The following is a 14,317-nucleotide window of genomic DNA, read 5'->3' on the forward strand; positions in this document are numbered from 1 at the left end:
CATGTCCGAATCCCTGCATCTAGTCTGCCCGCATTGCCTGGCCGTCAACCGCCTGCCGGCGGCTCGTCTGTCACAAAGTCCTAAATGCGGACAATGCCATCAAATATTATTCAATGGCCATCCCTTGCCGCTGACAGCGAAAAGCTTTGAAACCCATCTAACGCGCAACGATATTCCGCTGCTGGTGGATTTTTGGGCGGACTGGTGCGGGCCTTGCAAAATGATGGCGCCGGCGTTTGCCCAAGCCGCGCAAATTTTAGAACCGCGCGCGCGATTGGGCAAAGTCGACACCGAAGCCGAGCAACACCTCAGCGCCCGTTACAATATTCGCAGCATTCCGACGCTGATTCTGTTCAAAGCCTGCCGGGAACTGGCCAGACAAGCCGGCGCACTGAGCGCGCCAGACATCGTGCGCTGGGTGAATAGCCAGTTATAGACGCGGTTCGGTTTGCCCTATCGCCGTGGGTAGATCGCCGGCGGCATACCGCTGCCACATGGTTTTATACAAGGCTTCCAAATGCCGGGTATAGGCCTTGATATCGAATAGCGGCGTACTCAGGCGATTGTCGGCCAGCTTTTGCCGGACTTCGCTTAAACGCGCCGGGTTGCTCGCCAACTCCAAAGCCAGATCGTAATAACCTTCCAAATCGGCGGCAATCAATTCCGGCAAGCCAATCGCATGCAACAAACTCCCGGCCACCCGCGATGCAAAGGTATCGCCGACGCACGTGACTATCGGCACGCCCACCCACAACGCATCGCTGGCCGTGGTGTGAGCGTTGTAAGGCTGGGTATCCAGCACCAAATCAGCCAACGCTAAACGCCCCAAGTGTTCAATTTGCGGCAAATCGTCGGCAAATATCAATCGATCCGGTGAAATGCCGCGTTGATAGGCTTCGTTTCGTAGCCGCCCCTTGGCTTTGGAATTTTTTAGCAACCACAGCACGCTGCCCGGCACGCTGTACAACAGCCGGCACCAAATATCGAACACGTCAGGGGTGATTTTGTAGGCCTGATTGAAACAGCAAAATACAAAGCTATGCTCGTCCAAACCATGTTGCGCGCGCTTGGTGGGTTTGCCGATCTCGGCATGCCGGCCGTGCGGTTGATAGCTGTCTGGCAGGTAGGCAAAGGCTTCGCTGTAATCGGCCGCGCTGGCGTCAGGCGTCAGGTAAGGATCCGTAATGATGTAATCGCAAAAATCGCCACCCAAGGTGCCGGGGTAACCCAGATAATTGACTTGAATCGGCGCCGGCCGGTAGCTGAGAATCTCGGTGCGGGTGCCGCGCGTGTAGCCTTTTAGGTCGATCAGAATATCGATGTTGTCGCGGTGGATGGCTTGCGCGGCTTCGGATAGTGACAATGCTTGCAGATCGACAAAGCTATCGAAAAACTCGCACAGCCGCTGGCGCATGCCCAGGCCGTCGTCCGGGCCGTAGGAGTATGCATACACTTCAAACTGTTCTCGATCATGGGCTTCGAACAGTTCCGCCAACAAAAAAGCCGTAGCATGTTCATGAAAATCGCAGGACAAATAGCCCAAGCGAATTTTAGACTTGTTTATCTTATCGTAACTAAAAGCTAAACCCGCGCGTTCGTCAGCACTGGCGTCTATACGCTCCTTCAACCACAGATCGGCGCACAGCCGCTGTTCAGCTGCCGACACGCCCGGTATCGACAGCAAATGAAAAGGCGATACTTTATTACTCTCCTGAGCCGCCAGGCTGACGCGCATTTTATCGCGCCATTCCTCGAAACGCTCCCACTCGCAAAGGCTACGACTGCGATCATAGAATTTCATCTGTCTGACTCCGTCGCCATCCTGCCCAATGGCCTGCGCAGATACGCGGGGCCTGAACCTCATGGTACCCCAAATCCGTTGCCTTGCCGGTTTTATTGGGGTATCGAGCAAAGTGCTACAAGTTTTGCAGTAGCGGTTTCAGCGGAATTGAGAATTTTTGCCTGGCAACATCGCCAATCACGCCGGTATAACTGCGCTGCAGATATAAATCCACGCCGCAGACTCGGGCGATCATCGAGCAGCGGCCGCTAATGGCAAACTGTTCGCCTTGCAGGCGATAAATCAACGGCACGCAGTCGTTGCGCAATATCGGCCCAGCGACGATCAAATCGATGCGTTGATCGAACATCTCATATTCCAGGCTGTCCGCCAACAAATCCAACTCCGCCAGCAACACCTTGTCGTCATCGCCTATAGTGCCGTAAATACTGCAACGGCACTGGCGCAAATCGGTCAGCAACAGGTCGGCCAATTTTTGCGCGTTGAGCCGCCCTGACTGTTGCTCAACCAACTTTTCCAATCCGTGTATCTGTCTCATAAGCTTTGCCGATAGCGTCGATGGGGGTTTGCCTTTAAAATACCGGGCTTATACCTCCCCGCAAACATGGCCGTGCGCCCCGGATATTTGATGACCGATTATAAATTAACCCATCTGAAACAGCTCGAAGCAGAAAGCATCCATATCATTCGCGAAGTGGCAGCGGAATTTGAAAAGCCGGTCATGCTGTATTCGATCGGCAAGGATTCCGCGGTCATGCTGCATTTGACGCGCAAAGCGTTTTTCCCCGGCAAACCACCCTTCCCCTTATTGCATGTCGATACCACCTGGAAATTTCGGGAAATGATCGAGTTTCGTAACAACATGGCGAAAGATCTAGGCTGGGATTTAATCGTGCATATCAATGAAGAAGGCGTCGCCCAAGGCATAGGCCCATTCACGCACGGCAGTAAAAAACATACCGACGTGATGAAAACCGACGGCTTGAAACAAGCCCTAAACAAATACCAGTTCGACGCGGCCTTCGGCGGTGCGCGCCGCGACGAGGAAAAGTCCCGCGCCAAGGAACGGGTATATTCGTTCCGCGATAAAAATCACCGCTGGGACCCAAAAAATCAACGCCCGGAACTCTGGAACATCTATAACGGCAAGGTCGACAAGGGCGAGTCCATCCGCGTGTTCCCGCTATCCAACTGGACCGAGCTGGACATTTGGCAATATATCCATCTGGAGAACATCCCCATCGTGCCGTTGTATTTTGCCAAAGAGCGGCCGGTGGTCGAAAAAGACGGCATGCTGATCATGGTCGATGACGAGCGCATGCCAATCGGCCCGGACGACAAAGTGGAAATGAAAATGGTACGTTTCCGCACGCTTGGCTGTTACCCCTTGACCGGTGCGGTTGAATCGACGGCGACTACGCTGCCGGAAATCATCCAGGAAATGCTGCTGACCACTACCTCCGAACGCCAGGGCCGTTTAATCGACCACGACCAAGCCGGGTCCATGGAGCAGAAGAAGCGCGAAGGTTACTTCTAACTATCCGGCAGTATGCGGAATACGGCAGCGCTCATGGCGATCAGAAATTTATTCTTGGTGTTTATCGTGCTTTATGCAGTAGACAGCTCAGGCGCAGTTTATAAATGCACCGATGCGAACGGCCGGATTATCTATTCCGATACTGCATGCGATAGCAACACCAACCGCAAACCCTTGGAGTTGCAACCACTTGCGGAAGTCAAAGCCGAACAGTCATTTCTGTCCAGAATCACCGAAAAGCTGAAAGGCTTCTTCCAAAGCGCCTCAAACACGGAGCCAGTGAAATCAATTCCAAATGCTGGCCCTACTGTCAATAAATCGCCAAATTACAGATGCGATGGCCGCACTTATTGTTCTCAAATGACTTCTTGCGAAGAAGCGACTTTTTTCATCAATAACTGTCCGGACACCAAAATGGATGGTAACAATGACGGCATTCCCTGCGAAAAACAGTGGTGTCAATAAGTCTTAATTTTGACGGTGACTCATGCAATTACATGAAGAAATACAAGAACACCTTGTAAGACTGGAACCCCATCTACAAGCGGAGGTATTGGATTTCGTATTGTTTTTGGAACACAAACAACAACAATCGTCACCCGACACAGTAATTAACGGTGAAGAAGCCTTAAAGATTCATCAACAACTGATGGATCAGTATGCCGACGCCTTTGCGAAATTAGCGCAGTAACAATGCCCGACTTGTTTTTTATCTCAAAAACATTGGTATTAACGATACATCGGCAACAAATAGAACGCTTCGGTGGTACGCAAGGAATCAGAGATGAAACGTTGCTGGAATCGGCGCTTGGAGCGGCCCAACAATCCTGGCATTACAGCGGCGACATTTTTCTAACCGCAGCTCAATATTGCTATTCGCTGGCCAATAACCACCCGTTTCTGGATGGCAACAAGCGGGCCGCTGCGGCCTGTATGCTGGTTTTTCTGGCTGCCAATCATAAACAGCCGGCGATGAGCAACACCCAACTTTACGAGTGGGTGATCAATGTAGCAACCCGGCAATTGAGTCGTGATGATTTAGCAAACTTTTTAAAACAGCATTGCAATTAAGCGCTTTAACAAAGCGCAGCACCTTTTTATAACAAATAAGGCACTTAGGAATCCCATGTCCCACCAATCCGACTTAATCAGCACCGACATCAACGCCTATCTGGCGCAACACGAACGCAAGGAATTACTGCGATTCTTAACCTGCGGCAATGTCGACGACGGCAAAAGTACCTTGATCGGTCGATTATTGCACGACTCGAAAATGATTTACGAAGACCAACTGGCGGCGGTGCAGGCCGACAGTGTGAAGTCCGGCACCACCGGCGCCGGCAAGATCGATTTGGCCTTGCTGGTTGACGGCTTGCAGGCCGAGCGCGAGCAGGGCATTACCATCGATGTGGCTTATCGCTATTTTTCGACCTCGACGCGTAAATTCATCATCGCCGACACGCCGGGCCATGAGCAATACACCCGCAACATGGCCACTGGCGCTTCGACCTGCGACTTAGCAGTGATTTTGATCGACGCCCGTTACGGCGTGCAAACCCAAACCAAACGTCATAGTTTCATCGCCTCCTTGCTGGGCCTGAAGCACATCATCGTCGCCATCAACAAAATGGACTTGGTGGGCTATAGCGAAGAGACTTACCACAAGATTCAGGACGACTATCTGGCATTTATCAAAACCCTGGATCTACACGACGTACATTTCATCCCGATGTCGGCCTTGGACGGCGATAACGTAGTCAACCCCAGCGAAAACATGCCCTGGTTTACCGGCATGCCTATGATGGAATTGTTGAACAGCATCGAAATCGCCAGCGACCATAACTTTGACGACGCCCGTTTCCCGGTGCAATACGTTAACCGCCCCAACCTGGATTTTCGCGGCTTCTGCGGCACCGTCGCCTCCGGCGTATTCAAAAGAGGTGATCAAATCACGGCATTGCCATCAGGCAAAACCAGCAAAATCAAATCCATCGTCACCTTCGACGGCGAGTTGGACGAGGCTTTTGCGGCCATGGCCGTCACTTTGACCCTGGAAGACGAAATCGACGTCAGCCGTGGCGACATTATCTTGGGTCAACAACAAGCCGCGCCCAGCATCGCCGACAAATTCAAGGCCACCATCGTCTGGATGACCGAACAAGCCATGGTGCCTGGCCGGCAATACGTGATTAAACTGGCGACGCGTAGCGTGTCCGGCTCGATATCGATGATTCATCATCGCATCGACGTCAACACCCTGGAACACCACGATGCCAACGAGTTGAAACTCAACGAAATCGGCTCATGCACCGTGGCGGCCAATGCGCCGGTGGTGTTTGATCCTTACAAACGCAATAAAACCACCGGCTCGTTCATCGTCATAGACCGCCTAACCAATGTCACGGTCGGCGCAGGTATGATCACCGGCGACGCCAGCGCGGAAGACTGGTCGCCGGTGTCCGCCGCGGAACGAGCGATACGCTTCAGCCAAACCGCCAGCATCATCGCCTTGAGCGGCGCCAATGCCCAGCAAGTAGCTTATCAGCTGGAACGCAAACTGTTCGACACGGGCCACGCTACCACGGTATTGGAACAAGCTACCGATGCGCTGGCTAATGCGATCAAAAACGCCGGCTTGTTGTGCTTGTGTCTGGATGAAAAACCGGCTTCAGCCGATCTGAGTTTCGATTGCGATCAATACAACGTCGATGAGATTTACGTGGCGTTGAAAAATCGGGAAGTGATTCGTTAGTAATGAACTCGCCAAGCGTTGGTCTTGGCGAGATTTAGGAAGGGCGGCGTAGAACCTCGCCGCCCTTTTTCCAGTCGATTAGTTCAACAAATCCAGCGCTTTTGCCGCCGCTTTTTGCTTGGCTTTACCTTTAACCGCTTTGACCGCTTCGCCGGTTGATTTAGGCGCAGCGTCTACCTTTCCTTTCAATTCGGTGACTTTCTCCTTGTTGGCCTTCAAGGTTTCGGCGCCTTGTTTGACTTCCGCCGGTACCGCTTGCTCCAGTTTTTGTTGAGCTGCGTCTTTAACGACTTCCTGAGCTTGATCTTTTAGAACGGCGGGCGCGCTTTGCACACCCTGCTGAACTTGTTGCACCTGATTCGCAGCCTGACCGGCCTGTTCGACACCCTTCACCGCGCCAGGGGCTACCGATGTTGCCGTGTCTTTCGCCGCTTGTTTAGCCACACCTTCCAATACCGCCGATTGTGCAAACGCAGCGCCGGAAACCAATACTAAAGAACTGAATAAAATTGCTTTATGTTGCATGGTGTTACCCTCGTATTTAGTTATTATCGAGATTAGACGATACAACACGGAAGCTTAACGGCGGATTAAGCGCTTAGCCGGCAATTCGCTTTAGAGTTGCAGACACCAATTCTTCCGCGCGCGCCATAGCGTCGGCCTCGGCATAACAACGCAATTCCGGCGCATTGCCGGAGGGGCGCAGATGCACGATCTCGCCGTTGGCGAAGGTCAAGCGTAAGCCGTCCGTAGTATCGCTACTGACCGGCGCGCCCAATTTGTCGCCCCACAATCCACGATAGGCGGTTTCATCGGCTTGCAAGCGTTCCAGAAGAGCACGACTATTGACGACCGGAAACTCCTGAATACGGTCGCTGGCGGTGTAACGCTGCGGCAAGCCTTGCAATAGTCCCGATAATGTCACGCCTTGGGTACTCGCCATCGCCAACAAAGCCAAGGCCGGCAGCAGCGAATCGCGAGTGGGCAATGGCGCCAAGGCTTTGCCGTTCACGGACAAACCGTTTCCAGCCAGGAAGCCGCCGTTGGCCTCGAAGCCGGCCACACCGCCGCTGGTCACTTGTTCCATACCGGCAATCACGTAAGGCGAACCAATCCGGGTGCGTATCACCTGCTTGAACCAGCCGGAGGCCTCGATAGCGGTATTACAACTCACAGGCGTCACCACCGTGTCCGCACCCAAAAACTTCGCGCACAGCAAACCGACGATGTCGCCGCGCAGCCATTCGCCGGTTTCATCGCCGATCAAGGGCCGGTCGCCGTCACCGTCGGTGGAAATCAGCGCATCCAGTTTGTATTCGGCGGCCCAGTCGCGGCCGCGCTGCCGATCAGCCTCGCCGACTGCTTCGGTATCGATAGGCACGAAAGTGTCTGTGCGTTCCAAGCCGATCACCTCGGCGCCCAGCTCCGCCAGCACGTCTTTCAGCACATCGCGCGCGGCGCTGGAATGTTCGTAAACACCCACCCGCCAGCTGTTTAACAAATCATGCGCAAACAAGCTGGTGTAGCGCTCCTGAAATTGCCCGAGCGCAGCCGGGTTAACAGCCGGCAATTCCGCAGACACATGCTGCACATCCACCGTCGCACTGGTCATTGCCGCTTCATCGGCCTTGCTGATCTCGCCGTCGGCCCGATAAAACTTGATACCGTTGCGGTCGAATGGAATATGACTGCCGGTCACCATGATCGCCGGCAAACCTTGCGTCAGCGCATACAGGGCTAAAGCCGGCGTCGGCAACACCCCGCAAAAATCCACTTCGCAGCCAGCCTGACGAATACCCGCCACACAGGCTTGGGCAATTTCCGGACTGGAGGGCCGTAAGTCCATACCCAATGCGATCTTTTGGCCGCGCCGTGCCAGATTTAAACCTTGGATAAACGCCAGCGTATAAGCAGCGCAGACCTCGCCGGTCATTTGCCTAACCAGGCCGCGCGCGCCGCTAGTGCCAAAGGCCACGCCGCTGTCGGCCATCATTTGTTGGATGTTGATTGTTGTCATGAGTCAGGAGCAGTAGAGAGTCGATGAAATGAAAAACACCGGCAAGAACGCCGATTTAAACAGACATGATAGAGAAAACCTGATTTTCGGCAACCCGAATCATTACCATACGGAAAATCTCATTGCGACAAACACTGCATCCGCCGAATAAAATCCTGCAAGGTTTGGCCGGCGTCGTCGGTAAACACTTCGTCCAGCACCAGCGCGCGCAGGATACGATCCAGCCGGAAATTGCGAAAGTCGCTGCGCAGTTCGCACCAGCCCACCAAGGTCCAGACGTTGCCCCAAAAATACAAACCCAGCGGCCTGATCCGCCGTTGGCTGAAGGTACCGTCGGCACGGCGGTAATCCATGGACAGCAAGCGCTTGCCGTCCAGCGCCTTGCGGCAAATGTCCATGGTCACATCCAAATCTTCGCGCTGCGAAAAACGCAGCGCGAATAATTTGCTGCGCTCCAGTTGCTCGCGCAGTTCAGCCGGCACTACCGCCGTCACCTTGTCCAGCACCGACTGCGCCGAATGGCCAAGCTCCTTGCCGGCCCAGGTTTTCACCATCCGTGCGCCGATTACCAAGGCTTCCAGTTCGGCGGCGCTGAACATGATGGGTGGAATATCAAGACTGTGGCGCAGCATATAACCGACGCCGGCCTCGCCTTCGATAGGAATGCCGGACAGGCTTAATACCTGGATGTCTCTATAAATGGTACGTTCGGAAACCTCCAGACGCTCGGCGAGCGCCTTGGCGGTAACCAGCCGGCGGTTACGCAGGATTTGTACGATTTGAAATAGACGATCAGCGCGGCGCATCAGCAGTTCGGGCAGTCAAGAGTGAAACTGCCCGCCGGTTTTATTGACCTTTAAGCTTGGGAATACAGACCAACACGGTTACCTTCGCTATCGAGTAACATCGCAAAGTAGCCACATTCGCCATCGTGGATGGGTGTTTTTGGCATCAACACGCTGCCGCCATTTGCCTCCACCTTGGCCAGCGGCTCATTCAAATCGGCGCCGCCGTTGAAATACACCACCGCGCCGGTCGCGCTAGGTTGATAGTGTTCACCCAAGATCAACATACCACTGACAGCTCCTTCTTCCGATTCAAAAATCGCCATTTGATAGCCGCTCATTTCCTCTTCTTTGAACGATGCATTCAAAACGCCGCGATAAAAACCCTGCGCGCGCGGCATATCGTTGACGGGTAATTCAAACCAAGTTGCTAAGTTATTGACCATGATGTTCTCCTCGTTGTGGTTAAAAGAGCCGTCATCCTAAAACAGCCCTCCTGACAGCGTTATGTCAGCAATGTTTTATGCGTTAGCGCCGACCACCCAACAGCGAACCCAACACCCCGCGTATGATTTGCTTGCCCACTTCCTGGCCGATGCTGCGTGCGGCGCTTTTCGCGGCCGCTTCCAGCACGCTTTGTCCCCCACTGCGGCCGCGCCGGGATTTGATAGCGGCACCGACGCCGCCCAACAACACTTCGCCCCAATTGAAACCTGATCCGGAATCGCCGCTCTCGCTGGCAGGCTCAGCAGGCGCAACTTTTTCCGCGCGGCCTTTCAAAATTTCGTAAGCCGATTCGCGATCGACCTGCTTTTCGTAATGGCCAGCGATCACCGACGTGCTGATAGACTCCTGACGTTCGGTGTCGCTGACTGCACCGACATGGGAGCTTGGCGGCTTGATCATCGCCCGCTGTACCGGCAAGGGTTTGCCTTTTTCGTCCAGGAAGGATACCAAGGCTTCGCCGACGCCCAGTTCGGTTATGGCCGTTTCGACATCCAGACCCGGATTGGCCCGGAAAGTCTCCGCCGCCGCTTTCACGGCTTTCTGATCGCGCGGGGTAAAAGCGCGCAAAGCGTGCTGCACGCGGTTGCCAAGCTGTCCCAAGATCACATCGGGAATATCCAAGGGGTTTTGGCTGACAAAATACACTCCAACGCCCTTGGAACGAATCAATCGCACCACTTGTTCAATTTTTTGCAGCAATGCGGCCGGGGCATCGTTGAACAGCAAATGCGCTTCGTCGAAGAAGAACACCAGCTTGGGCTTGTCCAAATCGCCAGCTTCCGGCAGATTTTCGAACAGCTCGGACAACAGCCAAAGCAACAAGGTGGCGTAAACGCGCGGCGAGTTATACAGGGTGTCGGCAGCCAGAATATTGATAACGCCCCGGCCGCCGTCGGTTTGCAGGAAATCGTTGAAATCCAAAGCCGGCTCGCCGAACAAGTTCTCGCCACCTTCGTGCTCCAGTTGCAACAAGCCGCGCTGAATCGCACCAACGCTGGCCGCCGAGATGCTGCCGTATTCGCCGGACAGCTCCGAGGCATTTTCTGAGGCGTATTGCAGCAAGGCCCGCAGGTCTTTCAAGTCCAGCAACAGCCAGCCATTGTCGTCGGCAATTTTAAAGGCTGCGGTGAGAACGCCGCTTTGCACCTCGTTCAGATCCAGCATCCGCGCCAACAATAATGGTCCCATTTCCGACACGGTCGAACGCAAGGGGTGGCCTTTTTTACCCAGCACGTCCCAAAACAGGGTTGGCATCGCGGAATAATTGGCGGTTATACCCAGCTCGGCCAGCCGCGCTTCAACCTTGGCATTGCCGCCGCCAGCTCGGCTGATTCCAGACAAATCCCCTTTTACATCCGCCATGAAGACCGGCACACCGATTTGCGAAAACGCTTCGGCCAGAGTTTGCAGAGTGATGGTCTTACCTGTACCGGTAGCGCCGGCAATCAAGCCGTGGCGGTTGGCCATGGCCGGCAACAGACAAAGCTCGGCAGATTGGGATTTGGCGATCAGCAAGGGTTCGGTCATGAGTGTTTCCTGAAAAAATCGACGACGATAAAAATCGCGCAACCATACCATGACCGAAGTTGTTGGGTATACGTCAACGTGCTCGGCCACGAGCCACGGTACTTTGGGCTAGAAGAACAAACAGCTGCCTTTAATTTTTAGATTGGCGCCGGATCAGCAAATGACCGAATAAGCTTGTATTACATTACTTCATTCTTTCACCGATTGGTAACCGTGTTGACTTAGACAATTCGTAGAATCAAAGCGTTACTGCTTGACCCCGGCCTAACTCAACCGGAAACGGAGATGTTTGGCTCGCTAAAAATGTTAACAATAGACAGGGATGTCGACCTTAATTTTCATGACGGCGCAAACGGACTTTCCAACGTTCCACTCAGCCGGTATGCTCTGAGTATTGTTACAACAGCTTAAGAATATCGGCTTCCAGTTCAGGATAAGCCCCAAACCGACAAGCGGCCAGCAAGCCGGCTCTGTCGACCAAAATATAAGAGGGCGTTCCCTGCAACTGAAAAAACTCGAAAGTTTCCGCGTGAAACTCCAGAGTTTGCAAATACTGTTTTACTTGTGCGCGCACATGCGGCTGACGCAGGCCGATCTCTTGCTCCAGATCGCTCAGGCGTTGACTGATAAAAGCATCTATTTCGCTTTCGATGCTGCCGAACTCCCGCTTGGTCAACCTATCCATCGCCACCGGAAAATCGATTTCGTAGGGTAACTTGCCGTCCCGCAGCAAACCGCGTCCGCTTAACACCCGCAGAGTTTCCCCGACGACTTCGCCGGTGTCGATCAGACGTTTTAAGTTTTCAAGGTTATTTTTATCGAAATCCTCAAACGCGGTCGCTAGACCCAATACCGTCAAACCACTATCGGCATAACGCTGTTTTAAAGCCAGGGCCTGCGGCAGGCAGGAGAGGAAACAACCGGGGCAGTTGACTTGAAACACCGCCACCAGCACCACTTGACCGAGCAAGCGCTCGAAATTGACAGGCGTCCCCCGCACCCATTCGGAAACAGACAGTGGCGGCACTCGCTGACCGATCTTTACTGTTGTCATTGCTCTCCCCGGACAGATTTACCTAACTAACGGACCGGAAGACTGCTTAAGGCTCGACGACCGCGCAAAGCCATACAGCCGAGCTTAGTCGCGAAAGTTATTGAATTGCAGCGGTTGCTCCAGATCTTCGGTACGTAACATTTGGATAACCTCCTGCAAATCATCGCGCTTTTTACCGGTCACGCGCACCTTATCGCCATTGATCGCGGCCTGAACTTTTAGTTTCTTATCCTTGATCAGCTTGACGATTTTTTTCGCCAGATCGGTACCCACACCTTGCTTCAGGGCAATACTTTGCTGGGCGGTTTTGCCGGTATCCTGAATTTTGCCGCTTTCCAAACTGGAAATGTCGATGCCACGCTTCCCCATCTTGGCATATAAAATCGGCAGCATTTGTTGCAGTTGAAAAGTCGATTCGGCCTTCATCAATATGCTGTCGTCTTGTTGTTCGAAACAGGCATTTGAGCCTTTGAAGTCGAAGCGAGTGGACACTTCTTTATTGGCTTGATCCACGGCGTTGGTCACTTCGTGGCTGTCGAGTTCTGAAACGATGTCGAATGATGGCATAGCATTGATTTACAAGTATAAAAGTTGGGCAACTATAACGGCCTTACCGGCATTATTCAACTGCTATCTAATGCTATCCCCGCGACGTCACCCCACTTGTCGGTTACGCCTGGTGCGGGTATCTTAAGCTCACGCCAACGGAGACATTCATGAAAACACCGACTACTTTGAGCCTAATCTTGATTAGCGGCCTCAGCTTGCTGAGCAGCGCCGTACTGACCGGTTGCGGCCGGGAACAACCGAAATCCAACGCCACCAGCAAAGCCGTCGTCAAACAATCTTTACGCGCAACATCGCTGCTCGGCGCAGTCAGTAATAACGCCGGTCCGATCAAAACCGGCATCGTCACACTACTGACGGCGAGCGGTGAAGCGCTGACCAGCACCGAATTGAACAACAGCCAGCGTTACGAAATTCAGGTTCCGGCCGGTACCGTGCTACCTGTGATTTTGCACTATGCCCCTAGCCCCAATGCGGCGAAAGACGAACAATTAATCAGCGTGGTGATCCAGCCCGACGCCAGCAAGTACGACATCAACCCAACTACCACCACCATCGCCAAACAAGCCAAGGCCATGGGCGGTTATACCCACAGCAACATGGTGCAGGCCGCCGAAAGTATCGCGCACGTTCCGGATACGAATAAAACCACGTCCGGATTTCGCGGCGATCCAACTACCCAGTATGGTGGCTGGCATTAGCGACTTGCCAGCCGCTGCCGAGGAAACAAGTTTCGCTGACGATTGTCGGGCTTACGACAAATCACCGCCAATTCGTACGGTTGTTGCCGCGATTTCGGCCGTCAAAATCGCCCCTACCCTAGACAGCCAAAGGCTTAGGACGCCTACAAACAAACTGGATTGAATTTTGCATTGCCTAGACATTACTGTTCATTTTTTGAGGCGCATTATGTCGAGCACTGTTTTTACTGAAATCCTAAGCGGCTTGTACGATAACCAAGTCATTCCTTATCTGGGGCCGGGGGCAGTCTTCGACGCCCAAAGTAAATTGACCCGAGAACCGATGCCGGCCGACAGCGACAGCCTGATTTTGGCAATGAACGGCGGCAAACCGATGGCGCCGAAACTGATGTACGAGTTTCCGCGCGCGGCGATGAATCAGGAATTGAAGCGCGGCCGCAACTACGTCACCCAGTTTCTTGACAAGACTTACGGTCAAATTCAATACACACGGGCCTCTCTGCACGATTGGCTAAAGGAATGGCGGCCCAAATACGTGATAGACGTTAACCGCGACACTCAACTGCAAGACAGTTATGCCGACGAAGAGCACACCCTGATCGTCGGCGTGGCCAGGATAGTGGCTACCGCTTATCGTTTCAAAATTTATCATTACGACGGCAGCAGCTATTTCGAAATTCCGCAGGAACAAGTCGATAAAAATCTACCAATTTTGTTTAAACCGATGGGTACGCCGAAACCGGAATCCAATTACATCGCTTCCGATGCCGACTATGTCGATTACATTACCGAGCTGATGGGCGGTTTTGCGATTCCGGACTTTTTAAAAGAATACCGCAAGGGCAAAAAATACCTGCTGTTGGGGCTGCCGTTGAATCGCGATTCCGAGCGCATGGTGATGAGCGACATCGTTTACGGCGCCGACGAGCATAGAGGCTGGTTCCTGCGAAAAAACCCAACCGACAAGGAAAAACGCTTCAGCGAGAAAATGGGCTTTGAACTGATCAACGCCGACTGTAAAGACTTCTTGCAAACGGTACAGGCCGCCGCAGTCGCCGCTTAGTACAAT

At 53.4% G+C, this 14,317-nt stretch carries 17 protein-coding genes; 8 read left to right on the top strand and 9 right to left on the bottom strand.

Features of this window, described 5'->3' with window-relative positions:
* The first annotated feature begins 1 nt into the window (after position 1).
* Positions 2-436 (top strand): thioredoxin TrxC, encoded by a 435-nt coding sequence (gene trxC / locus ACH50O_RS14675; protein WP_446808520.1) that lies wholly within the window; start codon positions 2-4, stop codon positions 434-436.
* On the opposite strand, the gene ACH50O_RS14680 is transcribed toward trxC, so the two are convergent.
* Together ACH50O_RS14680 and ACH50O_RS14685 are read right to left on the bottom strand one after the other, a co-directional pair.
* On the bottom strand, positions 431-1,801 hold the full coding sequence (locus ACH50O_RS14680) for an O-linked N-acetylglucosamine transferase, SPINDLY family protein (protein WP_446808521.1): 1,371 nt from the start codon (positions 1,799-1,801) through the stop codon (positions 431-433). The genes trxC and ACH50O_RS14680 overlap by 6 nt on opposite strands.
* A 115-nt stretch (positions 1,802-1,916) precedes the next feature.
* Positions 1,917-2,339, bottom strand: coding sequence for a hypothetical protein (locus ACH50O_RS14685; protein WP_446808522.1), 423 nt, complete (start codon positions 2,337-2,339; stop codon positions 1,917-1,919).
* Between the two features lie 90 nt (positions 2,340-2,429).
* Between ACH50O_RS14685 and cysD the strand changes: the two genes are divergently transcribed.
* From cysD to cysN, 5 genes are read left to right on the top strand one after another with little or no spacing between them, the layout of a single operon-like run.
* On the top strand, positions 2,430-3,338 hold the full coding sequence (gene cysD, locus ACH50O_RS14690) for a sulfate adenylyltransferase subunit CysD (RefSeq protein WP_101052058.1): 909 nt from the start codon (positions 2,430-2,432) through the stop codon (positions 3,336-3,338).
* Between the two features lie 33 nt (positions 3,339-3,371).
* Complete coding sequence (locus ACH50O_RS14695) at positions 3,372-3,803, top strand: DUF4124 domain-containing protein (RefSeq protein WP_446808523.1); 432 nt, start codon at positions 3,372-3,374, stop codon at positions 3,801-3,803.
* Between the two features lie 22 nt (positions 3,804-3,825).
* Positions 3,826-4,029 carry a hypothetical protein gene (locus tag ACH50O_RS14700; protein ID WP_446808524.1) on the top strand — a complete coding sequence of 68 codons (204 nt, stop codon included), beginning with the start codon at positions 3,826-3,828 and terminating at the stop codon, positions 4,027-4,029.
* 2 nt (positions 4,030-4,031) lie between these two features.
* Positions 4,032-4,409, top strand: a complete 378-nt coding sequence (locus tag ACH50O_RS14705; protein ID WP_446808525.1) for a type II toxin-antitoxin system death-on-curing family toxin — start codon at positions 4,032-4,034, stop codon at positions 4,407-4,409.
* A gap of 55 nt (positions 4,410-4,464) precedes the next feature.
* The gene (cysN, locus tag ACH50O_RS14710) at positions 4,465-6,090 is read left to right on the top strand and encodes a sulfate adenylyltransferase subunit CysN (protein ID WP_446808526.1); all 1,626 of its coding nucleotides are present in this window, start codon (positions 4,465-4,467) and stop codon (positions 6,088-6,090) included.
* 78 nt (positions 6,091-6,168) lie between these two features.
* Here cysN and ACH50O_RS14715 read toward each other — a convergent pair whose 3' ends face one another.
* The 7 genes from ACH50O_RS14715 to ACH50O_RS14745 form a co-directional block, all read right to left on the bottom strand.
* Complete coding sequence (locus ACH50O_RS14715; protein WP_446808527.1) at positions 6,169-6,615, bottom strand: hypothetical protein; 447 nt, start codon at positions 6,613-6,615, stop codon at positions 6,169-6,171.
* Between the two features lie 73 nt (positions 6,616-6,688).
* Positions 6,689-8,107, bottom strand: coding sequence for a phosphomannomutase (locus tag ACH50O_RS14720; RefSeq protein WP_446808528.1), 1,419 nt, complete (start codon positions 8,105-8,107; stop codon positions 6,689-6,691).
* Positions 8,108-8,226: 119 nt separating this feature from the next.
* Positions 8,227-8,913, bottom strand: a complete 687-nt coding sequence (locus ACH50O_RS14725; protein WP_446808529.1) for a helix-turn-helix transcriptional regulator — start codon at positions 8,911-8,913, stop codon at positions 8,227-8,229.
* A gap of 50 nt (positions 8,914-8,963) precedes the next feature.
* Positions 8,964-9,338, bottom strand: a complete 375-nt coding sequence (locus tag ACH50O_RS14730) for a VOC family protein (protein ID WP_446808530.1) — start codon at positions 9,336-9,338, stop codon at positions 8,964-8,966.
* Positions 9,339-9,420: 82 nt separating this feature from the next.
* Entirely contained in the window at positions 9,421-10,977 is a 1,557-nt protein-coding gene (locus tag ACH50O_RS14735; RefSeq protein WP_446812156.1) for a helicase HerA-like domain-containing protein, read from the bottom strand.
* A 346-nt stretch (positions 10,978-11,323) separates the two neighbouring features.
* Positions 11,324-11,980, bottom strand: coding sequence for a TlpA family protein disulfide reductase (locus tag ACH50O_RS14740; RefSeq protein ID WP_446808531.1), 657 nt, complete (start codon positions 11,978-11,980; stop codon positions 11,324-11,326).
* A gap of 84 nt (positions 11,981-12,064) precedes the next feature.
* Positions 12,065-12,547 carry a YajQ family cyclic di-GMP-binding protein gene (locus ACH50O_RS14745; protein ID WP_446808532.1) on the bottom strand — a complete coding sequence of 161 codons (483 nt, stop codon included), beginning with the start codon at positions 12,545-12,547 and terminating at the stop codon, positions 12,065-12,067.
* A gap of 149 nt (positions 12,548-12,696) precedes the next feature.
* Between ACH50O_RS14745 and ACH50O_RS14750 the strand changes: the two genes are divergently transcribed.
* Positions 12,697-13,248: a hypothetical protein gene (locus ACH50O_RS14750; protein WP_446808533.1), complete on the top strand. Its 552-nt coding sequence runs from the start codon at positions 12,697-12,699 to the stop codon at positions 13,246-13,248.
* A 208-nt stretch (positions 13,249-13,456) separates the two neighbouring features.
* The gene (locus tag ACH50O_RS14755; RefSeq protein WP_446808534.1) at positions 13,457-14,311 is read left to right on the top strand and encodes an SIR2 family protein; all 855 of its coding nucleotides are present in this window, start codon (positions 13,457-13,459) and stop codon (positions 14,309-14,311) included.
* Positions 14,312-14,317 lie beyond the last annotated feature (6 nt).

Source organism: Methylomonas sp. 2BW1-5-20 (assembly GCF_052474515.1).

What these genes read in the sequence shown, in the direction of transcription:
- trxC (WP_446808520.1), top strand. Translation starts at nt 2, where the DNA reads ATGTCCGAATCCCTGCATCTAGTCTGCCCGCATTGCCTGGCCGTCAAC.
- ACH50O_RS14680 (WP_446808521.1), bottom strand. Translation starts at nt 1,801, where the DNA reads ATGAAATTCTATGATCGCAGTCGTAGCCTTTGCGAGTGGGAGCGTTTC.
- ACH50O_RS14685 (WP_446808522.1), bottom strand. Translation starts at nt 2,339, where the DNA reads ATGAGACAGATACACGGATTGGAAAAGTTGGTTGAGCAACAGTCAGGG.
- cysD (WP_101052058.1), top strand. Translation starts at nt 2,430, where the DNA reads ATGACCGATTATAAATTAACCCATCTGAAACAGCTCGAAGCAGAAAGC.
- ACH50O_RS14695 (WP_446808523.1), top strand. Translation starts at nt 3,372, where the DNA reads ATGGCGATCAGAAATTTATTCTTGGTGTTTATCGTGCTTTATGCAGTA.
- ACH50O_RS14700 (WP_446808524.1), top strand. Translation starts at nt 3,826, where the DNA reads ATGCAATTACATGAAGAAATACAAGAACACCTTGTAAGACTGGAACCC.
- ACH50O_RS14705 (WP_446808525.1), top strand. Translation starts at nt 4,032, where the DNA reads ATGCCCGACTTGTTTTTTATCTCAAAAACATTGGTATTAACGATACAT.
- cysN (WP_446808526.1), top strand. Translation starts at nt 4,465, where the DNA reads ATGTCCCACCAATCCGACTTAATCAGCACCGACATCAACGCCTATCTG.
- ACH50O_RS14715 (WP_446808527.1), bottom strand. Translation starts at nt 6,615, where the DNA reads ATGCAACATAAAGCAATTTTATTCAGTTCTTTAGTATTGGTTTCCGGC.
- ACH50O_RS14720 (WP_446808528.1), bottom strand. Translation starts at nt 8,107, where the DNA reads ATGACAACAATCAACATCCAACAAATGATGGCCGACAGCGGCGTGGCC.
- ACH50O_RS14725 (WP_446808529.1), bottom strand. Translation starts at nt 8,913, where the DNA reads ATGCGCCGCGCTGATCGTCTATTTCAAATCGTACAAATCCTGCGTAAC.
- ACH50O_RS14730 (WP_446808530.1), bottom strand. Translation starts at nt 9,338, where the DNA reads ATGGTCAATAACTTAGCAACTTGGTTTGAATTACCCGTCAACGATATG.
- ACH50O_RS14735 (WP_446812156.1), bottom strand. Translation starts at nt 10,977, where the DNA reads ATGGTATGGTTGCGCGATTTTTATCGTCGTCGATTTTTTCAGGAAACA.
- ACH50O_RS14740 (WP_446808531.1), bottom strand. Translation starts at nt 11,980, where the DNA reads ATGACAACAGTAAAGATCGGTCAGCGAGTGCCGCCACTGTCTGTTTCC.
- ACH50O_RS14745 (WP_446808532.1), bottom strand. Translation starts at nt 12,547, where the DNA reads ATGCCATCATTCGACATCGTTTCAGAACTCGACAGCCACGAAGTGACC.
- ACH50O_RS14750 (WP_446808533.1), top strand. Translation starts at nt 12,697, where the DNA reads ATGAAAACACCGACTACTTTGAGCCTAATCTTGATTAGCGGCCTCAGC.
- ACH50O_RS14755 (WP_446808534.1), top strand. Translation starts at nt 13,457, where the DNA reads ATGTCGAGCACTGTTTTTACTGAAATCCTAAGCGGCTTGTACGATAAC.